This window comes from Bradyrhizobium sp. 45, from assembly GCF_023073155.1.
Classification (GTDB): Bacteria; Pseudomonadota; Alphaproteobacteria; order Rhizobiales; family Xanthobacteraceae; genus Bradyrhizobium; species Bradyrhizobium canariense_D.
Window position 1 is genome coordinate 1 of record NZ_JADPIX010000097.1, and the last position, 25,750, is coordinate 25,750.

At 64.5% G+C, this 25,750-nt stretch carries 20 protein-coding genes and 1 pseudogene; 7 read left to right on the top strand and 14 right to left on the bottom strand.

Going from position 1 to position 25,750, the window contains the following annotated elements; genetic code table 11:
- Positions 1-400: 400 nt before the first annotated feature.
- Positions 401-3,239 (bottom strand): annotated as a pseudogene (locus IVB42_RS14430) (winged helix-turn-helix domain-containing protein).
- Between the two features lie 197 nt (positions 3,240-3,436).
- Between IVB42_RS14430 and IVB42_RS14435 the strand changes: the two are divergent.
- From IVB42_RS14435 to IVB42_RS14445, 3 genes are all read left to right on the top strand, one after another.
- Positions 3,437-3,856, top strand: coding sequence for an organic hydroperoxide resistance protein (locus tag IVB42_RS14435; protein WP_018458156.1), 420 nt, complete (start codon positions 3,437-3,439; stop codon positions 3,854-3,856).
- A gap of 36 nt (positions 3,857-3,892) precedes the next feature.
- Positions 3,893-4,924: an alpha/beta hydrolase gene (locus tag IVB42_RS14440; RefSeq protein WP_018458157.1), complete on the top strand. Its 1,032-nt coding sequence runs from the start codon at positions 3,893-3,895 to the stop codon at positions 4,922-4,924.
- Positions 4,925-5,043: 119 nt separating this feature from the next.
- A complete protein-coding gene (locus IVB42_RS14445; protein WP_018458158.1) occupies positions 5,044-5,547 on the top strand; it encodes a cytochrome P460 family protein in 504 nt (167 codons plus the stop codon).
- 10 nt (positions 5,548-5,557) lie between these two features.
- Here IVB42_RS14445 and IVB42_RS14450 read toward each other — a convergent pair whose 3' ends face one another.
- The 6 genes from IVB42_RS14450 to IVB42_RS14475 all read right to left on the bottom strand — a co-directional run bounded on the left by IVB42_RS14450 (position 5,558) and on the right by IVB42_RS14475 (position 15,633).
- On the bottom strand, positions 5,558-9,067 hold the full coding sequence (locus tag IVB42_RS14450; RefSeq protein WP_026233515.1) for a hybrid sensor histidine kinase/response regulator: 3,510 nt from the start codon (positions 9,065-9,067) through the stop codon (positions 5,558-5,560).
- A gap of 390 nt (positions 9,068-9,457) precedes the next feature.
- Complete coding sequence (gene hemA, locus IVB42_RS14455; protein ID WP_018458160.1) at positions 9,458-10,687, bottom strand: 5-aminolevulinate synthase; 1,230 nt, start codon at positions 10,685-10,687, stop codon at positions 9,458-9,460.
- Positions 10,688-10,888: 201 nt separating this feature from the next.
- Complete coding sequence (locus IVB42_RS14460) at positions 10,889-11,950, bottom strand: MBL fold metallo-hydrolase (protein WP_018458161.1); 1,062 nt, start codon at positions 11,948-11,950, stop codon at positions 10,889-10,891.
- Between the two features lie 95 nt (positions 11,951-12,045).
- Positions 12,046-14,199: a methyl-accepting chemotaxis protein gene (locus tag IVB42_RS14465; RefSeq protein ID WP_018458162.1), complete on the bottom strand. Its 2,154-nt coding sequence runs from the start codon at positions 14,197-14,199 to the stop codon at positions 12,046-12,048.
- A 165-nt stretch (positions 14,200-14,364) separates the two neighbouring features.
- Entirely contained in the window at positions 14,365-15,090 is a 726-nt protein-coding gene (locus tag IVB42_RS14470; RefSeq protein ID WP_018458163.1) for an outer membrane beta-barrel protein, read from the bottom strand.
- Positions 15,091-15,312: 222 nt separating this feature from the next.
- Entirely contained in the window at positions 15,313-15,633 is a 321-nt protein-coding gene (locus tag IVB42_RS14475) for a hypothetical protein (RefSeq protein ID WP_027570057.1), read from the bottom strand.
- 207 nt (positions 15,634-15,840) lie between these two features.
- Between IVB42_RS14475 and IVB42_RS14480 the strand changes: the two genes are divergently transcribed.
- On the top strand, positions 15,841-16,131 hold the full coding sequence (locus IVB42_RS14480) for a hypothetical protein (protein ID WP_018458165.1): 291 nt from the start codon (positions 15,841-15,843) through the stop codon (positions 16,129-16,131).
- Positions 16,132-16,265: 134 nt separating this feature from the next.
- Here IVB42_RS14480 and IVB42_RS14485 read toward each other — a convergent pair whose 3' ends face one another.
- Both IVB42_RS14485 and IVB42_RS14490 read right to left on the bottom strand, forming a co-directional pair.
- A complete protein-coding gene (locus IVB42_RS14485; protein WP_007605116.1) occupies positions 16,266-16,475 on the bottom strand; it encodes a hypothetical protein in 210 nt (69 codons plus the stop codon).
- The gene (locus tag IVB42_RS14490; protein ID WP_018458166.1) at positions 16,472-16,636 is read right to left on the bottom strand and encodes a hypothetical protein; all 165 of its coding nucleotides are present in this window, start codon (positions 16,634-16,636) and stop codon (positions 16,472-16,474) included. Before IVB42_RS14490 ends, IVB42_RS14485 begins: the two co-directional genes overlap by 4 nt.
- Before the next feature lie 346 nt (positions 16,637-16,982).
- Between IVB42_RS14490 and IVB42_RS14495 the strand changes: the two genes are divergently transcribed.
- Positions 16,983-17,252, top strand: a complete 270-nt coding sequence (locus tag IVB42_RS14495; RefSeq protein ID WP_247470513.1) for a hypothetical protein — start codon at positions 16,983-16,985, stop codon at positions 17,250-17,252.
- A gap of 18 nt (positions 17,253-17,270) precedes the next feature.
- On the opposite strand, the gene IVB42_RS14500 is transcribed toward IVB42_RS14495, so the two are convergent.
- The 5 genes from IVB42_RS14500 to IVB42_RS14520 form a co-directional block, all read right to left on the bottom strand.
- The gene (locus IVB42_RS14500; RefSeq protein WP_247296259.1) at positions 17,271-18,887 is read right to left on the bottom strand and encodes an ABC transporter ATP-binding protein; all 1,617 of its coding nucleotides are present in this window, start codon (positions 18,885-18,887) and stop codon (positions 17,271-17,273) included.
- A gap of 2 nt (positions 18,888-18,889) precedes the next feature.
- The gene (locus tag IVB42_RS14505) at positions 18,890-19,729 is read right to left on the bottom strand and encodes an ABC transporter permease (protein WP_018458168.1); all 840 of its coding nucleotides are present in this window, start codon (positions 19,727-19,729) and stop codon (positions 18,890-18,892) included.
- Positions 19,726-20,697, bottom strand: a complete 972-nt coding sequence (locus tag IVB42_RS14510) for an ABC transporter permease (protein WP_018458169.1) — start codon at positions 20,695-20,697, stop codon at positions 19,726-19,728. The genes IVB42_RS14505 and IVB42_RS14510 overlap by 4 nt, the downstream gene beginning before the upstream one ends.
- Before the next feature lie 91 nt (positions 20,698-20,788).
- Positions 20,789-22,339, bottom strand: coding sequence for an ABC transporter substrate-binding protein (locus tag IVB42_RS14515; protein ID WP_026233516.1), 1,551 nt, complete (start codon positions 22,337-22,339; stop codon positions 20,789-20,791).
- Positions 22,340-22,604: 265 nt separating this feature from the next.
- Complete coding sequence (locus IVB42_RS14520) at positions 22,605-24,155, bottom strand: winged helix-turn-helix domain-containing tetratricopeptide repeat protein (RefSeq protein ID WP_026233517.1); 1,551 nt, start codon at positions 24,153-24,155, stop codon at positions 22,605-22,607.
- Between the two features lie 134 nt (positions 24,156-24,289).
- On the opposite strand from IVB42_RS14520, the gene mddA reads away from it, so the two are divergent.
- Together mddA and IVB42_RS14530 are read left to right on the top strand one after the other, a co-directional pair.
- On the top strand, positions 24,290-25,075 hold the full coding sequence (gene mddA / locus IVB42_RS14525) for a methanethiol S-methyltransferase (protein ID WP_018458172.1): 786 nt from the start codon (positions 24,290-24,292) through the stop codon (positions 25,073-25,075).
- Positions 25,076-25,304: 229 nt separating this feature from the next.
- The gene (locus IVB42_RS14530; RefSeq protein WP_247399477.1) at positions 25,305-25,727 is read left to right on the top strand and encodes a GFA family protein; all 423 of its coding nucleotides are present in this window, start codon (positions 25,305-25,307) and stop codon (positions 25,725-25,727) included.
- Positions 25,728-25,750 lie beyond the last annotated feature (23 nt).

Genomic DNA, 25,750 nt, shown 5'->3' on the forward strand with positions numbered 1-25,750 from the left:
AGGAACTCGGCTCCCGGGAGAGCACGGCATAAGCCGTCCAACCATCGCGCAGGGAAGGCCGAGTGATTGGCTACACCTGTATGCTGCTGTGCGGTTTCCTTGCGCTACATTTTCGCGCAGCGGACCGCGGGTGCCAGCCGGCACCCGGCCTTCCCTGCGCCCTCTTGGCTTTGAGGGTGGAATGACCAGGCAAAGCTCGGGCGAAACGCGCCGCGAGGACGCGAAGGCATGTCTGCAAGTTGAACCTGAATTGGAGGATGGCGATGCTGCCCTTTGCTCCGTCATTGCGAGCGTAGCGAAGCGTTCCAGCGTCCTACCGCGGAGAGATTCTGGATTGCTTCGCTGCGCTCGCAATGACGCTTTGAGAGAGTGCGCGCCTCACTCCGCACCAGAGTCCGCGTCACAATGTTTGCAACAACTTCTCGGCAGCCTTGATATCCGCTGTTTCCGAGCCCTGGGCGAAGCCTTCATACGCCAATTGAAGCCACCGCTTCGCTTCCTCGCGCCGGCCGCGTTCGACAAGGAGACCGGCGAGATCGATCGCGGCCCGCAGCTCCCAGGCCTTGGCACCTTTGCGACGACTCAATGCCAGTGATTGCACGAAATGGGCTTCCGCTTGATCGGCCTCGGGCTGGGCTCTGGCCAAGAGAACCCTGCCCTTCATGCGCAGCAGCTCGGGCATGTACAGATGATCGCCGCTTTGCTCGACGAGGCGGATCGCGTCGTCGAGCAGGCGCGCGCTCCGCTCGATCTGCCCAAGCGTCATCAAGCCCTGAACAAGCGCGATGTTGAACGTCGTGGTGAGCAACTCGTAACCGGCATCGTGGAGCTCACGCAGACACGTCCCGATCGTCTCGACGCCTTCGGCGGCATTGCCGCGCTGGATCGCCAGCTCGCCTTTGACGCCGCGGCCGACCGCAAGATAGGGCCCCATGGAGCGCGATTCGGCATGGGCGATGAAGCGGTCGATGTTCTCTTCCGCGGCATCGAGGTCTCCGCTCCAGAGATCGATCGAGACCGCCCAGATCAACGCAATGCAGAGCGTGATCGGATGGTCCATCTGGGCGGCCTCGACGACCGTCTGCCGGGCCAGTTGCATCGCATCCGCGGGGCGGCCCTGCAACCAAAACTCGCGCGCGAGCGAGATGCCGGCCCGGTTGCGGTGATCGAAGCCATAGACGGTGCTGATCCGTTCCGTGCCCGGCTTATGCCAGGCGGTCTCCAGCATCGTCAACGCGTCGCGATGCTCGCCGGCAAGATGCAAGGAGACACCGAGGAGCGAATGGGCGAGGGCGAGGGAGGCGGCATCGCCGAGTGTCCCGGCGACCGTGAGGCTTTGCTGCGCATAGCCGAGCGCGGCGTCGAACTGTCCCATCCGCTCGTGGAAGATATGCATGCGCCCGAGCAGCTGGAGCTGGTTCGGCGCGTCGCCGCGCGCCTCGGCGATCGCAAGGCTTCGGCTCAACGCGGCACGCGCCGCTTCGCTGCCGCCGCGCGTGAACATCAAGGTCAGTCCGAGCGCGCTGGATGTGCATTTCCTCGGCGCCGCCGCGCGAGGAAGGATCGAGCGCAAGCAGCGCCCGTTCAGACCAGCGCCGGCACTCGACCAGCAACGACATCGCGAGAAAAATTGGCGCTGCAGCTGCGGCCAGTGCAATGCCGATGCTGGCATCGCCGTCCGTGCCAAAACACCAGTCCAGCGCCGCGCGCACGTTGTGAAGCGCGGAGAAGTGGATCGCGCGCTCGTCGGCGCTCGGCACCGTGGCCCATGTCGTGCCGGCCTGCTCCAGCCATTGCTGGTAATAGGTCGCGTGGCGGGCGGCGAGCGCCGCGTCATCAGGTTCGATCTCGAGCAGATAGGCGCGCGTCGTGTCGAGCAGACGGTAACGCATCATGGCGCCAATCGGCCGCGCCGCGACCATCGACTTGGCCACCAGGCCGTCGATGGCATCGAACAGGCGGGAGCGGTCGACGCGTTCGTCCGGCACGATCTCGAGTGCGGCGTCGATAGTGAAGTGACCGGCGAAAACCGCGAGCCTGCGCAGCACGAGACGTTCGATATCGGACAAGAGCCCGTAGCTCCATGCCAGCGTCGCCTGCAACGTCTTCTGTCGCGGCGGCGCCGTGCGCTGGCCCTGCCAGAGCAGATTGAGGCGCTCGTCGAGCAGTGCCGCGGTCTGCTCCAGGCCGTAGGCTTCGACCCGGCCGGCGGCGAGTTCGATTGCCAGCGCCATGCCGTCCAGCTTGCGGCAGATCCCGGCGACGATCGCTGCATTGGCATCGTCGAGCGCGATCTGCGCGCCACCGGCCGTGGCACGTTCGAGGAAGAGTTGAAGTGCAGGATAAGTCTGCGCCGCGGCCGCCGTCAGACCGGGATGGTCGGGCGGAACGGCAAGCGGCGCCAGCCGATACACCTGCTCGCCCTCGACCCGCAGGGCTTCGCGGCTCGTCGCCAGAATGTAGATATTCGGTGCGGCGTGGAAGATCTCGGCGGCCAGCGGGGCCGCGGCTGCGATGACGTGTTCGCAATTGTCGAGGATCAGCAGCATCCGCTTGTCCCGGAGATGCGCGAGCAGCGCAGGCAGGGGATCGTCGGTTTGCGCCGGCAAGCCCAGCATCAGCAGGATCGAGGTGATCACGAGATCGGGATCGCTCAGCGCGGCAAGATCGACGAAATGTGCGGCGTCGGAGAATGTCGCGAGCAGATCGTGAGCGATGGCAACGGCAACGGCGGTCTTGCCGACACCGCCCGGGCCGACGATCGTGACGAAGCGCGAGCGGATCAGCCTGTCGGAGACGGCGGCGACCGCATCGTCGCGCCCGACCATTCGTTGCAGCCGGTTCGGCAGTTTGACGGGCGGCAATTCCGTTCGCGCTACGGTGCGCCGATCTGCCGCGATAGCCGCCTGCGAGATCGGCGCCACGAAGCAATAGCCGCGGCCGGAGAGCGTCGTGATGTAGCGGGCACCGTCCCTGCCGTCGCCAAGGGCCTTGCGAAGCGCCGCGACGTGAAAGCGCAGATTGGCGTCCTCGACTGTCATGCCGGGCCACACCAGCGCCATCAGATCATACTTGCTGACGACCTGGTTCGGCCGCGACATCAGCGCGAGCAGCGTGTCGAAGGCCTTTGCACCGAGCGGCAGCGCGACGCCGTCGCGCATGACGAGTCTTTCGTGCGGCGTCACAGTGAATGGCCCAAACGAGAGGGTTCCCGTTGCGGTGCCGGCCGGCTCGGTCATGGCGGAATCCTGATCTTTTGGAACGGACCGGATAGCCAGATGATCGCAATCCGGCAAGGCCGTCCCACGCCGCGATCGGACCGCGGATGCAGGTCCTGTGAGGCGCGCGAACCGAGACCTCACAACTTCTCACAAGTCCCAACGGGTGTGTCGCGGCAGCCGCTGCTAGTGAGTTGCGCGATGGCAAGGAGACATTCATGACCCAAGCGGCAAAATTGCTCTACACGGCCCGGACCCGCACCAGTGGCGGGCGGCAGGACGGGATATCGCGCAGTTCCGACGGCCGTCTGGATGTCAAGCTGTCGCCGCCGGGCGGCAACGGCATCGGTACCAATCCCGAGCAATTGTTCGCGGCCGGCTGGTCGGCCTGCTTCGAAGGCGCGATGGAAATCGCGGCCCGCAAGCGGAAGATCGAGCTCCCCAGGAAATGTGCGATCGATGCGGAGATCGACCTCGTGCTCGACGAGGGCGCCTATTCGCTCAGGGCACGCCTCGATGTCAGCCTGCCCGGCCTCGATCGCGAGATCGCGCGCGGCCTCGTCGATGAGGCGCATCAGACCTGTCCCTATTCCAAGGCCGTCCGCGGCAACATCGACGTCACGGTCGCACTGATCTGACGCACCACCTCCAACTATCAGAAAGGTAGCAGCATCATGAAACAGATCATCGATCAGCACCGCCGCCAGTTTTTCGGCATCGCCGCGGGAACTGTCGCCGCCGGCCTCGGCGTGATCGGCCTCGCCCGCGCCGAATCGCAAGCGACGCGCTCTTCCGCAAGGAATGCGTCGTTCGGCGCGATCAAGCAGATCGATGCCGGCGTCCTCAACGTCGGCTACGCGGAGGCCGGTCCTGCGAACGGCCCCGTCGCGATCCTGCTGCACGGCTGGCCCTACGACATTCACGCCTTCGTCGACGTCGCGCCAATCCTGGCAAAGGCCGGCTATCGCGTCATCATTCCCTATCTCCGTGGTTACGGCTCGACCCACTTCCTCTCCGCCGAGACGCCGCGCAACGGCGAGCCCGCGGCAATGGCAGCCGATATCATCGCGCTGATGGACAAGCTCGACATCAAGAAAGCGGTGGTCGCCGGTTTTGATTGGGGCGCGCGCACCGCCGACATCATCGCCGCGCTCTGGCCGGAGCGCTGCCGCGCGCTGGTCTCGGTCAGCGGCTATCTGATCTCCAGCCAGGCCGCGGGCAACGCGCCGCTGCCGCCGTCGGCCGAGCTGCAATGGTGGTACCAGTTTTATTTCGCGACCGAGCGCGGCCGCGCCGGATACGAGAAGTACACGCATGATTTCGCAAAACTGATCTGGAAGCTCGCTTCGCCGCAGTGGAAGTTCGACGACGCCACTTTCGAGCGCAGCGCGGCGGCGCTGGACAACAAGGATCACGTCGCGATCACCATCCACAATTACCGCTGGCGGCTCGGACTCGCCCAGGGCGAGGCGAAGTACGAGGAGCTCGAAAAGAAGCTTGCCGCAGCTCCCGTCATCAGCGTCCCGGCGATCACGATGGAAGGCGATGCCAACGGCGCGCCACATCCCGATCCAAGCGCCTATGCCAAGAAATTCTCGGGCCGGTACGACTATCGCCTGATCACCGGGGGCATCGGCCACAATCTGCCGCAGGAAGCACCGCAAGCCTTTGCCAAGGCCGTCATCGACGCCGACGGCGGCGCCTGAGGATTTTGGCAGCGCCTCGGTCCGGCAAGGCCGGACCGAGGCCTGACATGCGAACGCAGTTCAATGAAGCGTCAGCGAAAATGAAATCCGAAAAGTCAAAAGTTCCGTCTTCTACGACGATGATCGTGCTTGCCGTGCTCCTCCTCGTCGTTGTCCTGACCTGCGTGCCCTATCTGGTCACGATCGCTTTCGCGCAGGGCCCGGCGGATGCCTCGCCCATCTTCGGCGTCACTGTGCCGGAGGGCTACAAGCAGTGGGAGCTGATCGCGCCGGCCGAGGAGGCGGCTCCCCTGGACGAGCTGCGTGCCGTCGTCGGCAACAGGACCGCGATCGATGCTTATCAAGACAACAAGCTTCCGTTCCCGGACGGCACAATTCTGGTCAAGCGGGCCTGGAAGCGGAAACAGTCGCCCGAATTTGCGTCCGCGACGATTCCCGGTGAAGCCACCACCGTCCAGGTGATGGTCAAGGATTCCAAAAAATATGCCTCGACCGGCGGCTGGGGATTTGGTCGCTTCATCAACGGCAAGCCGGTCGACGAGGCCCAGCATCGCACCTGCTTCGCGTGCCACGAAGCTCGTGTGAAGTGTCGCGACTACGTGTTTACAAGGCTTGCGCCCTGAGTGCGGAGTTTCACTCCGCAGCCACCATCTGCTGCGTGCGCCACTGGCCGAGCAGGGCGCGCAGCGAAGCCGGCTTGACCGGCTTGTTGAGCACCGCAACCTTTTCGTCGCGCGCAGCCATTTGCACGGCGGGGCTGCGGTCGGCGGTGATCAGGATCGCGGGGATGCCGTCACCGAAGCGGCGGCGGATGTCGCGGATCGCGGCGATGCCGTTGCCGCGGTCGAGATGGTAATCGACCAGCAGGCCGGTCACGCGGCGGCCCGCAGTCTCGATTGCGGCGATCGCGGCCTCGGGATCGGCGACCGCGATCACTTCGGCGTCCCAGGCTTTCAGCAGCGTGCGCATGCCGTCGAGGATCGCGGCGTCGTTCTCGATGCAGACGATCAGGGTACCCGAGATCGAGGTGCGTGCGAGCGGCGTCGCACTGGTCACGGCCGCGGTGTGGGTGATCGCCTTCGCCGTCGGCACCGTCACGGAAAACACCGAGCCGCCGCCGACATTGGAATCGATGGCAATGTCGTGCTTGAGCACGCGCGCCAGCCGCTCGACGATCGACAGGCCCAGGCCGAGGCCGCGGGCGATCCGCGCACCCTGCTCGAGGCGGTGAAATTCCTTGAAGATCTCGCCGCGCTTGACCGTCGGGATGCCGACGCCGGTGTCGTAGACGCAGATCTTCAGCGTGGCGCCGCGGCGGCGGCAGCCGACCAGCACGCGCCCGCGTGGAGTATATTTGATCGCGTTGGAGATCAGGTTCTGGAGCAGCCGCCGCAGCAAGAGACGATCCGACTCGACGGGCAGCGAACACGGCACGAACACGAGCGCCAGATTCTTCGCGCGTGCGATCGGCGCGAACTCGATCTCCAGCGAGCGCATCAGATCGGCCATCTTGAAGCTCGAGATCGAGGTCGTCATCGCGCCGGCGTCGAGCCTGGAGATGTCGAGCAGCGCGCCGAGAATTTCCTCGATCGCCTGGAGCGATTCGTCGATGTTCTCGACCAGCCGTGTCTCCTCGCCGCTGTGCTGACGCTCGACCAGGCTCGTGACATAGAGCCGCGCCGCGTTCAGCGGCTGGAGAATGTCGTGGCTTGCGGCGGCGAGAAAGCGGGTCTTGGAGATGCTGGCGTCTTCGGCCGCGCTCTTGGCCAGCGCCAGCTCGGAATTCAGCCGGGTCAGCTCCTCGGTGCGGTCGCGCACCCGCTTTTCCAGCGTCGCATTGGCCCTCTCCAGCGCTTCGGCCGCCTCGAACGTGGGCGTGACGTCGGTGAAGGTAATGACGAAGCCGCCGCCGGGCATGCGGTTGGTCAAGATCTCGATCACCATGTGGCGGTCGGGCAGGCGCTCGAGATAAGGCTCGCCGTCGGTGGTGTAAGCCACCAGCCGGCGCTCCAGCATGGCCTCGCGCTCGATCGGATCGGCCGGCTCGCTCACGCCCATGAATTCCAGGATTTCACGCAATGGCGTGCCGAACTGGATGAAATGCGGAGGAACGTTGAGGAGATCGCCGAACTGCCGGTTGGAGCAGATCAGTTGCAGATCGGCATCGAACACCGCGATGCCCTGGCGCACATGGTTAAGCGCGGTCTGGAGGATCTCGCGGTTGAAATGCAGCGCCGCATGGGAATCGTCGAGCAGTTTTAGCGCAGCCTTGGCGGAGACCGTCCGTTTGCGCAGCAGCAGCGACATTACGAGACGCGAGGAGGCTGCGCCGATCGAGGAGGCGATCAGGTGCTCGGCGTGCTGCAGCAGCTCGAAATCGGCGGGCGCCCCGGACTCCAGCCGCACATTGCGCCGCGCGGATAAGGCCTCGAACGAATGCCGCGCGCGGTCAGGCCCGAGATATTGCGCTACCGTGGTCTGGATGTCCTGCACCGTGACCGTGGTGCGCCAGCGGCGGAAATTCGGGGAAATTGGCGCGAGCGTGTTGGGGACGAACAGATCGGCCTGGACCAGCTCGATCGAAGACGGCCGGCGCGCCAGCGACAGCAGCACGTAGGTGAGGATGTTGAGCGACAGCGACCAGACCACGCCGTGCATCAGCGGCGGCAAATCGGCGCCGAACAACGCCTGCGGCCGCAGCGCCTCGATCCCGAACGGGCCGTGCTGGAGCAGCAGGATGCCCGCCGTCGAGGTATCCATGAAGCTCGGGATGAAGAGCGTGTAGAGCCACACTGCGAAGCCGACCAGCATGCCGCCGATCGCGCCGCGCGCGGTCGCGCGCCGCCACAGCAGTCCACCGAAGAAGCTTGGTGCAAGCTGGGCGATGGCGGCAAAAGACAGCAGGCCGATCGCCGCGAGCTGGGTGTTGCCGAGCGCGCGGTAGTAGAAATAGGCCATCACCATGATGGCGAAGATCGCGAGCCGGCGCGAACGCAACAGGAAGTCGCTGAAATCGGCACCGCCGGTGCGCCCCTCCGGCCGTCGTTGCAGCACCAGGGGCACCACGAGGTCGTTCGAAACCATGATGGAGAGCGCGACGCATTCGACGATCACCATCGCGGTCGCCGCCGACAACCCGCCGACGAAGACGGCGACGCTGAGCAGATCCGCGCCGCCCTCCATCGGCAGCGCCAGCACGTACATGTCAGGATCGGCGGCGCCGAACGGGAAGCTGACGAGGCCGGCGAGCGCGATCGGGATCACGAACAGATTGATGGCGACGAGATAGAGCGGAAACAGCCAGCGCGCGCGACCGACCTCGGCGTCCGAGGAATTCTCCACCACGCTGACGTGGAACTGGCGCGGCAGCAGCATGATCGCGCACAGCGACAGCAGCGTCATGGTCAGGAAGTTGCCGATCGACGGCGAATAGTTGATGACGCGCACCGCCTCCGGTGTCTTCATCGCGCGCTCGATCAGTTCGTGCGGCGAGAACATCCAGAACGTGACGAAGGTGCCCGCAGCGAGGAAGGCGACGAGCTTGATGATGGATTCGGTTGCGACCGCCAGCATCAGGCCGTGCTGGTGCTCGGTGGCGTCCGTCTGCCGCGTGCCGAACAGCACCGCGAAGGCCGCCATCGCCAGCGTCACGATCAGCGCCACGTCGCCGATGATCGGGATGTGGGAGAAGGCCTGGTCTTCGCTCAGGATGGTTTCGAGCGAGGAGGCGACCGCCTTGAGCTGGAGCGCGATGTAGGGCACCGAGCCGATGATGGCGATCAGCGCGACGGTTGCCGCCACTGCCTGGCTCTTGCCGTAGCGCGCGCCGATGAAGTCGGCGATCGAGGTGATGTTGTGGGCCTTCGCGAGCTGGATCACGCGGCGCAGCACGCCGGCTCCGAGTCCGATCATCAGGATCGGGCCGACATAGATCGCGAGGAAGTCGGTGGAGGTGCGGGTGGCGAAGCCGACCGAGCCGAAGAAGGTCCAGGAGGTGCAGTAGATCGCCAGCGACAGCGGATAGATCAGCCCCGAGGCGCGGCCGCGCCCGGCCGGCGAGCGGCGGTCGCCATGGCTCGCCACCAGGAACAGAAAGCCGATATAGCCGAAGGCGGCGGCGATCACGCCCCAATCGTGCAGCATGGCGAGCGTGCTTCTCCCGGGGCGCGCGCTGGCCGCGCCCGATCTCATTTTCCCTGTAAATCTAGCGCGTTGGACGGGTGGAGGCGACAGCGAAATGCCGTGCCACGGCGGGAACCGGAGTTGTCGTTAAGCGGCTGCCTTAAAGCTGCGCTGCTTCTGGCTCCCCGAGAGAGTCCCCGCGTGGTACCCCCTCCCTGACCCTCCCCCACAAGGGGGAGGGAACGGAGAGACCGTCCGCGTTGCAGGAAATTCGAGACCGACCGCTACGCTGTGCGGCTCCGCCGACCTAAGGGAGGCGCAACTCTCTCGCTCCCTTCCCCCTTGGGGGACGGTGGGGAGGGGGTAGCTCCGGGACGGTGAAACTTAGATCGAAAGAGAAGGCGAAGAAGCCTACTCCGCCGCCAGCGACTTCTCGCGGAGCGGCAGACCCAGGCGGTCCCACACCTGCAGCAGGGCTTCGGCGAGTTGATCGATCAGGCCGTCGTCGTGATAGGGCGAGGGCGTGATGCGCAGGCGTTCGGAGCCCTTGGCGACCGTCGGATAGTTGATCGGCTGGATGTAAATGCCGTGCTGTTCGAGCAAGAGGTCGGAAGCCTGCTTGCACTTCTCGGCATCGCCGATGAACAGCGGGACGATGTGGGTGTCGCTCGACATCACCGGCAGGCCGGCGGCGTTGAGGATCGCCTTGACTCGGGCGGCACGGTCCTGGTGACGCTCGCGCTCCCAGCTTGACGTCTTCAGATGCTTGATCGCGGCGGTCGCGGCCGAGCAGATCGCCGGCGGCAGCGCGGTGGTGAAGATGAAGCCCGGCGCATAGGAGCGCACGGCGTCGATGATCTGGCCGTTGGCGGCGATGTAGCCGCCGAGGCAGCCGAACGCCTTGGCCAGCGTGCCTTCGAGAATGTCGATGCGATGCATCACGCCGTCGCGCTCGGCGATGCCGCCGCCGCGCGGGCCGTACATGCCGACGGCGTGGACCTCGTCGACATAGGTCATCGCGCCGTACTTCTCGGCGAGGTCGCAGATCTTAGCGAGCGGGGCGATGTCGCCGTCCATCGAATAAAGACTCTCGCAGGCGATCAGCTTGGGCCGGCTCGGGCCCGCAGCCTTCAACAGTGCTTCGAGATCGGCGAGGTCGTTGTGGCGGAACACGACCCGCTCGCAGCCGGACTGGCGGATGCCCTCGATCATCGAATTGTGGTTGAGCTCGTCGGACAGGATCAGGCAGTTCGGAATGAGCTTTGCGATGGTCGCGATGCCGGTCTGGTTCGAGACGTAGCCGGACGTGAAGAGCAGCGAGGCTTCCTTGCCGTGGAGATCGGCGAGCTCGGCCTCGAGCTGCACCAGCGGATGATGCGTGCCGGCGATGTTGCGGGTGCCGCCGGCGCCGGTGCCGACGCGGGTCGCGGTCTCGACCATCGCGCCCACCACCTTCGGGTGCTGGCCCATGCCGAGATAATCGTTGGAGCACCAGATCACGACGTCGCGCTTGCCCTTGGGCGAGTGCCAGAGCGCATGCGGGAACCGGCCGGCAATGCGCTCGAGATCGGCGAACACGCGGTAGCGCCGCTCGGTGTGGAGACGATCAAGGGCGGAATTGAAAAACTGGGCGTAATCCATCGTCAAACCTGCAGCGGAACCGACCAAAGACCCGCATATCCTTAGAGCTTTTCCAGCTCCAATGTCTATGCGCTATCCCACATTTGGACCTGCGGGGCATTTGGGCAAAATGCCCTATCGTGCGATTTGAAACTTGATCCGGATCAAGTTCGCGCGAGATGCAATGTTGCTCTGCACCATCCGCTGAATTGAAGTCAGCGCTCAGGTCGTCCTGAACTGCAACACGCCGTCCTGCGTCTCGGCCGTCAGCCGGCCCTCGACGATCATGTAATTGACGTGGGCGACCAGTTCGCCGGCAGCGAAACCCATCTGATGTTCGTCCAGAACGTGCTTGTTAAACACCACGGGCACCAGGGCGCGCGAGGTCTGCGGCACCTCGCGGCAGGCTTCCGCGATCAGGCGGCAGCGCTCCTCATGGTGATCGGCGAGCTGCTTGATGCGGGTCTTGAGCCCGTAGAACGGCACGCCGTGGCCAGGCAGCACCAGCACGTCATAGGGGAGAGTCGTGGTGAGGCGGGCGAGCGAGGCCAGATATTCGCCGAGCGAGTTCTGGTCGGGTTCGACCGCCCACACGCTGACGTTCGGCGAGATCTTGCTCAGCACCTGGTCGGCCGAGAGGAACAGCTTGTCGTCGGCGCAGTACAGCATCACCTGGTCGAGCGCGTGACCGCCGCCGGTGATCACCTTGAAGCGGCGCGTGCCGATCACGACGTCATCGCCATGCGAGATGCGGCGGTAGGACGGCGGCAGCACCGAGACGCGCTTGAGATAGTCCTGGCCGCGGCCGAGCAGTTTTTCGGTGAGCGACTCGTCCATGCCATGGCGGCGGAAGAACAGCCGCTGCGCCTCCTGCCGCTCCTCGGTGCCGCGGTTCTGGTGATAGACCGATTGCAGATATTCGACCTGCGACATCACGAGCGGGCAGTTGAACCGCTCGACGATCCACCCGGCCAGACCGACATGATCGGGATGGGAATGGGTCACGATCAGGCGCGTGATGTTGACGCCCTTCAGCGGCCCGTCGAACAGCTTCGTCCAGGCTTCGATCGTCTCCTCATTGCCGAAGCCGGCATCGATCATGGCATAGCCGTCACCATCGGCGAGCAGGTAGATGTTCACATGGTTGAGGCGGAACGGCAGCTTCAGCCGCGCCCACAACACTCCTGGCTTCACCTCGACGACCTGTTCGGGGCCGGGATGCTGTTCCCAGGGATAGCGCAGGGCGTCGGCGGAGGACTGCACGGTGTCGGTCTTTGCGTTCATCCTACCGGCTTAAACCCGCCCGTCACGGCGCGCCAGCCGAAAAAGAACGCTGGCGCGGCCTGCATAGCGGTCATTCCGGGCTACGGAACGGCGCCTTACGCAGCCCGCATGTTGTTGAGGAACGCGTCGATCTCTCCGCGCAGCATGTCGGCTTCGCGGCGGAGCGCGTCGGAGGCGCCGAGCACTTCGTTCGCCGCTGCGCCGGCTTCCGCCGAAGCCGTGGAGACGCCGACGATGTTGCTGGAAACCTCGCTGGTGCCACCGGCCGCATGCTGGATGTTGCGGGCGATCTCGCGTGTCGCCGCGCCCTGTTCCTCGACGGCGGCGGCGATCGTCGTAGTGACGTCGTTGATCTCGCCGATGATCCGGCCGATGCCCTGGATGGCGCCGACCGCCGACGTCGTCACTGACTGCATGCTGGCGATCTGGCTACGGATCTCCTCCGTGGCCTTGGCGGTCTGGCTCGCGAGGCTCTTCACCTCGGAGGCGACCACCGCGAAGCCGCGGCCGGCTTCGCCCGCGCGCGCCGCCTCGATGGTGGCGTTGAGCGCCAGCAGATTGGTCTGCGAGGCGATGGTCTGAATCAGGTCGACCACCACGCTGATGCGGCTCGCGCTGTCGGCGAGGCTCTGCACGGTGGCGTCGGTCGCGCCCGCTTCGTCGACCGCCTTCCTGGCGATCGCGGCCGAGGTGACGACCTGCTTGCTGATTTCCTCGATCGAGGACGAGAGCTGCTCGGTGCCTGACGATACGGTCTGCACGTTGACCGAGGTCTCTTCGGCTGCGGAGGCAACCGCGTTCACCAGCGCATTGGACTGGTCTGCCGTGGTCGACATGCTCTGCGCGGTCGATTGCATCGAATTGGCCGACTGCGCGAGATTGTCGAGTGCGGAGCGCACCGTACTCTCGAACCCGGCGATCTTCGCCTCCATCTGCGCCGCACGCTCGGCCTTGGCGATGCGATCCCTGTCCTGCTCGCTCGCAAGCGCCCGGGCTTCGATCATGCTGTCGCGGAACACCGTCAGCGTTTCCTTCATCGCGCCGATCTCGTCGTTCTGCCGGGAGCGGACGATCTCGGTGTCAAGGTCGCCGGCCGAGAGCAACTGCATGGCGCGTTGAAGCTCGCGAATGCGGCGCAGGATGTTGCGGCCGACATAGAGCCAGACGAACAGCGCCGAGCCGACCAGCGTCAGTGCGCCGAGCGCCAGCATCGCGGTGGTCGCGAGCGAGATCTCCTGCCGCGCCTGGAAGGTCGACGCGTTGGTCTCCTTCTGCACACCCTCGACCAGCTGCTGCACGCTGATGCCGAGGCCGACATTGAGCTTGCGGGTCTCGTCCAGGATGGTCTGGCCGTAGTCGATGGCGTCGAGCTCCTTCTGGCGGATCTTGAACACGCCGGACTTGCCTTCGCCGAAGGCGAACAGCTTTTGCACGGTGTCGCGCACCGCTTGCATCGAGGCCATGTTCGGCAGGTCCTCGAGGTTCGACTTGACACGGTCGCGCGTCGCCTTGAACTCCTTCTCGATCGCCTCCAGCGTATCGCTGTTGTTGGCCGACAGCGCCGCCATCATGTCGGCGGCCATCAGATTGCCGTTGGCGGAGATGGTCGCGACCTGGGAGACGGTGCGGGCGGCTTCGGTGGCATCGTCAGCGGAAACTTCCGCCGCACCGAGGATCGCGTTCAGACGCGTCTGCGCATCCAGCATGGCAGGACCGGCCGCACCGACGAAGGTGAGCTGCGCCTTGCGGAGTGCTTCATATTGCTTGTCATGCAGCGCGCCGGTATCGAGCCGCTCGCGCGCGGCTGACACCAGGCTCTGGGTCGCCTCGTCGATGCTCTTGGCGGTGTCGCGCAACGCGGTTGCGATCTGCTTGTCGGCGCCGAGCTCGATGATCTCGCCAAGCTTGGCCATGGCAAGCTGCTGGATCTCCTGCACCTTCTTGGTGCGTTCGTTCAGCGCCTCGTCGGACGGCGACGCCAGCAGGCCCGGCCCCTGCGCCGCGAGCGTTGCGCTTTGCGATGCGAGTTGAAGGCTTGCGGAAAGGCGGGGGATATCGCGGCCGCTCAGGTCCATCATAGTGCTGCCGAGATGGTTGAAGACGAAGCCGGCGCCGGCCGCGATCACGAGACCCATGCCCGCGATCACTGCGAAGGCCGTGAACAGGCTGCCGCGCACGCCCCATGTCGGCATTTTGAAACGAGGCCGGATACCACCAAGCAAACGGCCAAGGCCCAGACGGATCGCCATCGAAATTCCCCCACGCATGATCTTTATGTTTTCGCGGCGGAGTATCCTCGGGGCAGGTTAAAAAATCGCAAGTTGCTCAATTGGTTGCGTTGCGTTCCGCACAGCGAAAAAAGAAGGGCCGGCAACGATGCCGGCCCTTCATCATGATAAGGCTTTGATAACCGTTCAGTAGCGCGCGACCGCCGAGTTGGCCCAGTTGAAGCGGTAGTTGACGCCCGCCTTGATGGTGTGGTCGTCGGTGGTGAAGTTGCCGGTTCCCGCCAGCGGGCCCGCGGTGAAGTGGGCGTCGCCGAAATTGTAGTACTGGTACTCGGCCTTGGCTGACCAGTTCGGCGCGAACATGTATTCGAGGCCGGCGCCGACGGTGTAGCCGTTGCGGTGGTCGCCGCTGATGATGAAGCCGGTCGGCACGCCGCCGACGGTCACCTTCTCGTTGTTGTCGGAATAGGCGTAGCCGCCCTTCACGTAGAGCAGGCCCGGACCCCAGGTGTAGCCGACGCGGCCGGTGATCGAGCCGAGACCGCGCTGGTCGTTGGTGTAGGCGACGCCGGCTGGGAACACCGCGCCGACGCTGCCGGAGAGCCAGGAATACTGGCCTTCGACGCCGACAACGAAGTTCGGGTTGAACTGCCAGTCCGCACCGGCCTGCAGACCGCCGAGGAAACGGCCGTTGCCGTTATTGCCGGTGGAGAGGCCGCTGAAATTGTTGTCGCTGGAGAACGCGCCGCCGACATGGCCGCCGATATAGAAGCCGGTCCAGTTGTAAATCGGGGCGGCATAGGCGGGCGCGGGCGCCTTATAATAGTTGCGGTTACCGAGATCGGCACCGACCGCCGGTGCGGCAGCGCCCACCACGAGCAGCGCAACGGTCGCAAACAGAATCTTCTTCATAGTCCAAACTCCAACACTTAAGTCCCCGGCAGTCGCGCTTTCCGCGCCGTCGTTGGTTTGCAGATAGCTCGCTTTTGACGAAAATGCTGTCACATCCATGGCACAGCGGCAGCCAACGTAACTTATTGGGCTGTAAATGATTTTTGTGCTTAATGTCGGCTTAAGAAGTGCTGAAGGAAAGCTTAACTCGGCGTTATCAGGGTAACTTGCGCGCGCATCTCATTAACCAAGACGGCGCCGCGCCTCATCGCGCATCTGTTCGCGGAATGCAGCGCGCTTTGCGGGCCGGTCTTCCTCGCGCACGTCATGACGATCGAAGACGTCGAACTTCTCCAGGATCGGATAGCGCTCGCTCGCCATCGCGAGCACGCGCAGCACCTTGGTCGCCGACGGTGTCGGGCCGCTCACTTCCCAGCGCCGGATGGTGTCGGCGCCGCCCTTCTCCGGCAATCCGCAAAGCCGGGCCATGTCGGCCGCGGTGAGCTTGCGCTCGAGGACCTCCGAGAGATCGTTGCGGAGTTGCTTCAGTTCGGGACCGGTCATGTCGCCTCAATACGCGAAGTCGATGAGGTGAATGCACTAGCGCTGATTCGGGTCCATCCGAAGGCGAGGCACGCGAGCGGGCGTGCTAGTCGTGCGACCGCTCCCCGGCGCCTCCGCCCGCGCACGGAGTTATGAACGGCTGCCTATGGAAATCCGCGGCTGAATGAACAGATGGCAAGGGGCCCACAGCGAATGAAGGGATCAGCCATGACAAGCATCAAACCCGCCATTGCCGCCCTAGTCACCGTCGGGTTGCTTGCCGCGCCGATCGCGGCTGAGGCCAAGAAGCACCGGTCAAGCCGAGCTTACAGCACCGGCGTGGTGGCTCCGAGCTATGGGAGCGCCGGATCGTTGGCAGCACAGCCCAGAGCCTACGGGTCGAGCGGACAGTCGGTCGGGACGGTCACGGCGCCGTCGGTCGGTACGTATAACTGGCCGTCGGTCGGCGTGACCAACGCAGTCCCGACCTGGAGCAACACCAACCCGCCGGTCAGGTAGGCGCGCCTGTCTGGCGAGCCAATGCCGGTCACCTGTGACGGTCGCAAGGCCAAAGAAGATGATAAAGTGCGACCAGCAATGATCATGGCGGTGGACCAGACATTGCGGATCGTTCAGGGAGAGCCCGTCCGATCCTAAATTCCCCGCCCGGCCTGTTGGCCGATCACGCAGCGCCACCCGGCGAGGCGCTCGGCCGGATGCTGGTTCATCCATTCGGCGAGTTGCGGCGCGCCCATCAGGCAAGATTGCATCGAGACGTCGGCGAAGTCGGATGTGGTGACGGTCTGCTCATGACAGTTCGCCGGAGAGGCGAGGTTGCAGAGCACGGCGATGATTTTGATCACGCGAGGTTGCCCCCGTCGCTGCGACGTGCGGCGGCTCCGCCTGATCTCTCGCTCATCGGATCAGTCGGCGGGAAGATGCTGTCGTAGATCGCGCGCGCTTCCTGGATGAGGCGAATGCGCTCGCGCTCGGATTTCGAGACAAACTGAATAATCTGGCCCATGTCGGCTCCAATTAGATCTTCAATCCACCATCACATGATGGAAATCATTTCATGCGGATGTGGGGTGCCGGCTTCGGCTTTGCAGCCATGCGGGCGGCCACGAGGGATAAAAAGCCCGTGACTATTCCGTTCCTGAGGTGGAACGGGGTACCTTCAGCGATGCGCCGATGGCACGGCGCATCCGTTCGGCGGGGACCGCTTCGTAGCATCGTGATGAAGAGTTGAGCCCACGGGATGATGGCACTGCGGCACATTTTCTCGCGCGTGGAGTTGTAAGGTCAGTCAGTGCACGGGCGCCTCGACGAACGGCATTGCGATTGAGAGACCGCGCCCGAAAGGATCAGCCATGACAAGAACAAAACGCACCATTGCTGCACTTATTGCTCTCGGATTGGCCGCCGCGCCACTTGCTGTAAACGCACAAACATCGGGGACGGGTACACCAGGCAGCACGAGCGGACGCACCGGAGCGCCGGTGCAGCAAGGGACCATCGGAAGTTCCGGGCTGACCGTCGGGACGGTGACGGCGCCGTCGATCGGAACGTCCAACCAGCCCTCCGTCGGCGTAACAAACTCAGTCCCCACCTGGAACAACACGAATCCTCGAACGAAGTAGAAACCGCGGTCGGCTGACTTACGCCGGCGCGCGCTCTCTCTGCCCCGGGACTGCTGCGAGCAATTCGCGTGTATAGGCATGCTCGGGCGCGGCGAACAGCTGCGCGGTCGGCTTCAGCTCGACGATGACGCCGCGCTGCATCACGGCGATGCGGTCACAGATTTGCGCTGCGACTCGCAGGTCGTGGGTGATTAACAGCATCGAGAGGCCGAGGCGGGCCTTGAGGTCTTCGAGCAGCCTTAGGACCTGCGCCTGCACGGAGACGTCGAGCGCGGAGACGGCCTCGTCCGCGACGATGATCTCGGGCTCGAGCGCGAGCGCGCGCGCAATGCCGATGCGCTGGCGCTGGCCGCCGGAGAATTCATGCGGATAGCGTTCGAGCGCGCCGGCATCGAGCCCGACCATCTTGAGGAGATCGCGGGCGCGGTCGAACGCCACTTTCGGATCGGTGCCGGCCGCGATCGGGCCGTCGGCGATGATATGACCGACCTTGCGGCGCGGATTGAGCGAAGCGAACGGATCCTGGAAGATCATCTGGATGCGAGGGCGCTCGGCGCGTAGCGCCTTGCCCGCGAGCTTTGTGAGATCGGTCTCGCCGATCCGCACGGTGCCGCGGTCGGCCTCGATCAGCCGCATCACAAGGCGGGCCACCGACGATTTGCCAGAACCGGATTCGCCGACCAGGCCGAGCGTCTCGCCTTTGAGGATGTTGAAATTAACCCCGCGCGCGGCATCGACGCGGCGGTCCTCGCGAAACCAGCCGCCCGAGGTGACGTAGGTCTTGTCCAGTCCGATCACCTCGACCGCCTTGGCCTGGTCGTCCAGGGGGCTGCGGGCGGGTGGGTCCATCGAGGGCACGGCGGCGAGCAGCGCCTTGGTGTAGTCGTGTTGCGGCGCGTTGAAGACCGCCGAGGCGGGGCCTTCCTCGACCACCTTGCCATGGCGCAACACCACGACTTGGTCGGCGATGTCGGCGACCACGCCGAAATCATGGGTGATGAACATCACCGCCATGTTGCGATTGCGCTGGAGGTTGCGGATCAGTTTCAGGATCTGCGCTTGCGTGGTGACGTCGAGCGCGGTGGTCGGCTCGTCCGCGACCAGCACCGCCGGTTCGAGCGCGAGCGCCATCGCGATCATGGCGCGCTGGCGCTGGCCGCCGGAGAGCTGGTGCGGATAGGCGCGCACGATGCGCTCGGGGTCGGGGAGGCCGACTTCGCGCGCCAGCGATAGCGCCTTTGCGCGCCGCTCCCTCGGCGTGAGCAGCCCGTGCGCCTCGAACATCTCCGCCATCTGGTCGCCGATCCGCATCAACGGATTGAGCGCGGTCATCGGTTCCTGAAAGATCATCGCAAGCCGGCGGCCGCGCAGATCGCGCCAGCATTCGTCGTCGAGTTTGAGCAGGTCGCGTCCTTCGAACTGGATCTCGCCGGAGGTGACGGTGACCGTGTCCGGCAACAGGCCCATCAGCGCATGCGCGCACATCGACTTGCCGGAGCCGGATTCGCCGACCACGCAAACGATCTTGCCGGGCCGCAAATCGAGCGAGATGCCGTCGACCGCGAAGGGACGCTCGGCGCCCTTGGGCAATGCGATCCGCAGATTCTTGACGGAGACGGCGGGCGGTGCGGTCATGATCAGCGGCCCTCCCGCGACAGCCGCGGATTGAGCGCGTCGTTGAGGCCTTCGCCGATCAAATTGAGCCCGAGCACCGAGATCAGGATCGCGACGCCGGGAAACACGGTGATCCACCAGGCCTGGCGGATCACGGTGCGGCCGGCACCGACCATGTAGCCCCAGGAGATCAGATTGGGATCGCCGAGGCCGAGGAACGCCAGCGAGGATTCCAGCAGGATCGCGGTCGCCACCATCAGCGAAGCCAGCACGATCACCGGCGACAGCGTGTTCGGCAGGATTTCGCGCAGGATGATCCAGGTGTTGCTCTGGCCCGTGACCACCGCGGCCTGGACGTACTCCCGCGTGCGCAACGACAGCACCTCGCCGCGGACGAGGCGCGCGACCGGCGGCCAGCTTACCAGCGCGATCGAGGCGACGATCGAATAGATCGAGGGCTGCAGGATCGCGACCAGGACGATCGCGAGCGCAAAGCTCGGAATGGTTTGGAAGAACTCGGTGAAACGCATCAGGGCGTCGTCGACCCTGCCGCCGAAATAGCCGGCCATGGCGCCGATCGGAACGCCGACGACCAGCGCAACCAGGGTGGAGACCATGCCGACGAGCAGCGAGACGCGTGCGCCGAAGATCATGCCGGCGAACACGTCGCGGCCGAGTGCATCGGTGCCGAGCGGCACGGTCGCGAGCGTGAACGGCGGCAGGAACGGCCGCTGCACCATGCGCCAGGGCGAGTTCGGGAACAGCATCGGACCGAACAAGGCGACTGAGATCGCAAGGAGCAGGATGATGAGCCCGATGACGCCGCTCGGGCTCCTCAACATCGATTTCCAGAACTGTTTCATATGGAGAATTCGATGCGCGGGTCGACCAGGCGATAGACCAGGTCGGTGATGAGGTTGAAGATCAGGACAATGGCGGAGCAGATCACGAAGACCCCGAGCAGCAGATTGTAGTCGCGCTGGAGCAGGGCGTCGTACATCAGGCGTCCGATGCCGGGCCAGGCGAACACGGTCTCGGTGATGACGGCGCCGCCGATCAGGGTGCCGGAGTGGACTCCGGCGAGCGTCACGACGGGCAGTAGCGCGTTGCGCAGGACGTGGCGACGCTGGATCACGGCGTCGGACAGGCCTTTGGCGCGCGCGGTCTTGACGAAGTCGAGACGCTTCACTTCGAGCATCGAGGCTCGCGTCATGCGCGTATACGTCGCCATAAAAAACAGGCCGAGCGTCATCGCCGGCATAATCAGGTGCCTTGCGACGTCGACCACATGGGCAGGGCCGGAAAGGTTGGCGCCGACCGTCTCGTAGCCGAAGCTCGGCAGCCAATCCATGGTGACCGAGAACAGCAGGATGCTCATGAGCGCCACCCAGAAGATCGGCATGGCGTAAAAGATCAGCGCAAAGACGGTGATCGCGGTGTCGAGAAAGGTTCCGGCAAAGCGCGCGGCGAAGGTGCCGAAGAGAATGCCGAGCACGAGCGAGATCGCGAAGGCCGTCAGCGTCAGCAGCAATGTCGCCGGCAGCCGCTCGCCGATCAGCTTCGCGACCGGCGCCTGCTGGCGGAAGGAGAAGCCGAGGTCGAGGGTCACGATGCCCTTGACGTAGATGAAGAGCTGCTCGGGCAGCGGCTTGTCCAGGCCGAACTTCTCCCTGAGCTGCTGGACGAAGATCTGGTCGCTGGCGCCGGCCTCGCCCGCCATCACGACGGCGGGATCGCCGGGCGCGAGCCGGATCAGGAAGAAATTGAGGACGACGATCGCAAGCAGGACGATCACGCCCTTCGCGACACGCTGAGCGACAAAGGAGAGCATCTAGAGGATCATATCGGTGGTGTGACCTGGAGCGACAGAGACGGAGCGCCCACCTCTCCCCGCAAGCGGGGAGAGGTGACGGAGGTAGCCCTCACTTGTCGAGCCATGCATCCTTGAAGCCGTCGTTGACTCCGATCCCGGTGGTGATCAGGTTCTTGACCTTGCAGCGCATGATGGTCGGGAATTGCAGCTCGAGCATCCAGGCCACCGGCACGTCCTCGACCAGGATCTTCTGCGCCTTCTCGTAGATCTCCTTGCGCTTGGAGTCCGGCGTTGCCACCGCGCCCTCGGCGAACAGCTTGTCGATCTCAGCGTTGGAGTAACCCTCGACGTTGTTGAACACCTGGCCCTTGGCAATCGCGCTGGAGACGTAATTGCGGCCGACGCCGAGCGCGGGGTCGCCGTACTGGTAGAGGTAGGTGAAGGCGATGTCGTAGTCCCAGTCGCCGATCTTCTGGTTGCCGCCGGCGACGTCGGTGGCGATGGTCTCGATGTTCATGCCGACGTCCTGGAGGTTCTGCTTCACGGCTTCACCCCAGCGCTGCCAGGTCTCGCCATAGGCGAGCGGCAGAAGGCGGATCTTCTCGCCCTTGTAGCCGGCTTCCTTCAGCAGCGCCTTGGCCTTGGCGGGATCGTAAGGGTACTTCGGCACGTCGTCGGTGTAGTATTTGATGGTCGAGGCCGACGGGCCGGTTGCGACCTTGCCGAGCCCGTTCCAGATCACGTCCTTGGCGAACTCGCGGTCGATCGCAAACATGACCGCCTGCCGCACCCGCTTGTCGGCGAGCGGACCCTGCCGGTTGTTGAGCCACAGCCAGGCCAGCGGCGAGAAGAACTCCCAGCCGGCGCCGGTGACGCAGGTGTCCTTCAGCTTGGAGAGCCGGGGCACGTCGAAATTCTCGACCGAGCCGCCGGGCAGCACGTCGACCTTGCCGGTCTCATACGCCACCGAGCGCGCCGCGGCATCGGGAATGATCTGCCAGTAGATCTCGTCGAGATAGGGCTTGCCCTTCTCGTAATAGTTCGGGTTCTTGACCAGGCGGATGAAAGAGCCCTTCTGCCATTCCTTGAACATGAAGGGGCCGGTGCCGACAGGGGCGTTATTGTAGGGATTGGTCTTCCAGTCGGTGCCTTCATAAAGATGCTTGGGTACCATCGGCATTGAGCCGACCTCGAAGATGCCCAGGAACGGGCCGAACGGCTGCTTCAGCGTGAACACCACCGTGTAGTCGTCGGGAGCCTCGACCTTGTCGACCTGCGCCAGATTGTTGCGGGCACGCGCGTGGGTCTGTTTCAGCATCTCGAGCGAGAACAGCACGTCGGCGGCGGTGAAGGGCTTGCCGTCATGCCAGGTCACGCCCTTCCTGAGCTTGAATGTGTAGGTTTTTGCGTCCTCGCTGACACTCCAGCTCTCGGCGAGCTCGGCCTGCGGTTCGAGCTTGGGGCTGTAGCGAAGCAGGCCTTCGAAAATGTTGCCCGACACCATCTGCACCGGGCCGTTCTGGACCATCGCCAGCATCAGGCCGGGCGGCTCGGGCTGAATCACGGCATTGATCGCTCCACCCGCTTTCGGGTCTTGCGCCAGCGCCGGGGCCGCGAGACCGCAAGCCAGGAGGACACCAAGCAACACTCGTTTTGACATGTCGTATCTTTCTCAAGCGAGACCAGCCGCAAACGCTTCGCACGTCATGGCGCGCAAAGCTATGGCCGGCCCATCCCAGTCCCCATCCGGGATCGAGGCTCACACAGTCTCGTTCGGCGCCGCAAGATGAAAGTCTCGACAGTGTTCGCACAAAAAATGTACAGCGCGTCCTGTTATGGCGTTTGGCAGCCAATCCGGCGCCGCAGCGCCGCGCGATCCGTCCATCTGCGCCGCAAGCGCGACGCGGACCCGGCGTGAGGATCGTCTAGCGCAAGCCCGCCCGCCGGAATCCTTCCAGATAGTGCTCGCGGTCGGCCTCATTGGCCCATGGCAATTGCGTCGAAATCCAGTGCAGCGAGATGTTGGGCTGGGTGCGGCGGAGCTCGCCCAGCGCCATCTCCCCAAGCACGCCGTCTCCGGTCATGCCGGCAGAAACCGCGAGCACGCGGTAGGCGCCGGTAAGGTCGCCGCGATGACGGATTGCCTCGCGCGCGAGCGCGATGGCCTCGGCATAGCGCCGCTCGGTGAAGCGGGCATAGCCGGCGATGCCGTGATAGATCGCCAGGGATGGATCGCGCGGCGACAGCCGCATTGCCCTCTGCGCTGCCTCGAATGAATCCTTCGGCCGCCCGGCATAGGACAGCGCCAGTGCGTAATAGCCCTGCGCCAGCGAGAAGTTCGGATTGAGTGCGAGCGCCTGCTCGAACTCGGACAGTGCGTCGGCAAGTCTTCGCGTCGAGAAGTAGACGCTGCCGAGCGCGGCGTGCGCCCAGGCATCCTCATGGTCGCAGCGCACCGCGGCGAGCGCGGCGGCTTCCGCCGCTGGCGCCACCATGGCAAGCTCGGCCCAGCCGAGATGCACGCCGAACATGTGGTTCGCCGCGAGCACCGACAGCGCCTGGCCGTAGTTCGGGTCGATCCCCACCGCGCGTTCTAGCAGCGCCCGTGCGGTCTCGTGATCCCGCCGCGTCACGCGCCAGTAATGCGACAGCGCCCGCATCAGGAGATCCCAGGCATCCAGGCTCGCGGGGGGCTTGCGATGGGCGCGAAAACTTTCCGCCGCATGGATCTGCGGCTCGATCGCCGCAGCGATCGCATTCGTGATCTCGTCCTGCACGGCGAACACGTCGACCAGCTCGCGGTCGTAGCGCTCGGCCCAGAGATGGCTGCCCGTCGTGGCGTCGTTGAGCTGCGCGGTGATGCGCACCCGGTTGTCCGACTTGCGCACGCTGCCTTCGACGACGTAGCGGACGCCCAGTTCCTCGGCAATCTGCCGGATGTGGACCGCGCGTCCCTTGTAGGTAAAGGACGAGTTGCGGGCGATCACCATGAACCAGCGCTGCTTCGACAGCGCGGTGAGGATGTCCTCGCTGATGCCGTCGCCGAAATAGTCCTGTGCGGGATCGCCGCTCATGTTCTCGAAAGCGAGCACCGCGACCGCCGGACGGTCCGTCAGGACGCGCGGCAGGGCAGCGACGGGCTGCGCGGGCGCAGTCGTGGCTGCCACTTCTTCCCGGACTTCGCCGACGAAACGAAAACCCTTGCGCGGAATGGTCTTGATCAGCCGCTGGCTTGCGCCATCGTCGCCGAGCGCCTTGCGGGCGGCGTTGATCCGGCTGTTCAGGGCGGAATCCGAGATGATCCGATCGCTCCAGATCTGGCTGATCAGGTCATCCTTGCTGACCACACGCGTGCGCTGCGCCACCAGATAGAGCAGGAGATCGAACACCTGCGGCTGCAACGGCACAGCGGCTCCGCTGCAAGTGAGTTCCCGCAGGTCGCCGTCGAGCACGTTGTTTTCAAAGCAAAATCGCACGTTTTTGTCGTCTCAAGCAAAAATCAAAGTCGTCTCAGGCGAAAATCAACCGTCCGCGAAAGTCTTGGGACCTCCGGTGCGGCATGGTGCAGCGACCAATGAAGTGCCGGCGTTTTGGCACAACGGAGCTGTTTATGACCCAAATTGATCATCAGGTTCATCCTATCGGCCCGGTTGCGGGCTCACGCATTTTCAAGTTCATCGCCTTTCTGTACGGAATTGCGGCGTATCTCGTGTTTTTCATCACCATTCTCTACGCCATCGGTTTCGTCATGGGGCTGGTGGTGCCGAAGACCATCGATACCGGGACCGACACGCCCGTGGCCGAGGCCATCATCATCAATCTGCTCCTGATGGCCCTGTTTGCGGTCCAGCACAGCGTAATGGCGCGCCGGCAATTCAAGGCCTGGTGGACGCAGTACGTCCCCAAGCCGGTCGAGCGCAGCACCTATGTGCTGTTTGCGAGCCTGTCATTGCTCCTCCTGTTCTGGCAGTGGCGTCCGCTGCCCACGGTCATATGGGACGTCGCGAATCCGGATATCGCTGTGACGATCGTCACGCTGTCGCTGGCGGGCTGGGTCCTGGTGTTCACCTCGACCTTCATCATCAATCACTTCGAGCTGTTCGGCTTGCATCAGGTGACCAATCATCTCGTCGGCAAGGAGGCGTCGCCGCCGCGATTCAAGACGCCGCTGCTCTACAAGTTTGTCCGTCATCCGATCTATCTCGGCTTCATCATCGCGTTCTGGGCGGCGCCGGTCATGACCGCGGGCCATCTGCTGTTCGCCGCCGTGACCACGGCCTACATCTTCGTCGGCATCGCGCTGGAGGAGCACGACCTCGTCGATCTCTTCGGCGACGAGTACCGGCAGTACAAACAACGGGTGTCGATGCTTATTCCCTGGCGCAAGTCGGTATAGCTTGCGCGTCGTTCCGTCGCGTCCGCCGAAAGGAGGATGCGCGGCGGCGCCGAGGCGCGTAACGGATCGTGCCGGACGCAACCTTCAACGTTTCTCGGGGTGAATCCCCCTCACCCCGACGCTATCAGTGCGAGCAAAGCTCGTCGCGACCCCGCATTCGTTTTTGCCGAGTTCTCGGCAAACAGGAGCGGGGGGAGGAATCTAAACCATCATCAACGGAGACGACCTAATGAAACATGTTGGAAACTGCTTCTGTGGCGCAGTCACGATCGAGGTCACAGGTGCACCGGAGGCGATGGGCTATTGCCATTGCAGCTCGTGCCGCTCGTGGTCGGGCGGTCCGGTGAACGCCTTCAGCCTGTGGAAGCCCGAAGCCGTGCGCATCAGCGAAGGTGCAGAGAATGTCGAGACCTTTGCGAAGACGCCGCTCAGCCAGCGCAAATATTGCAAGAAGTGCGGCGGTCATCTCATGACCAACCATCCGCCGCTCGGCCTGATCGACGTCTTCACTGCCACCATCCCCACCCTCGCGTTTGCACCAGGCGTCCACGTCAATTACGCCGAGACGGTGCTGCCAATGCGCGACGGACTGCCCAAGCTCAAGGATTTCCCGGCCGAATACGGCGGCAGCGGCGAGATGATGCAGGAGTAGCGGCGCCCTTCTCCTCTCCCGCA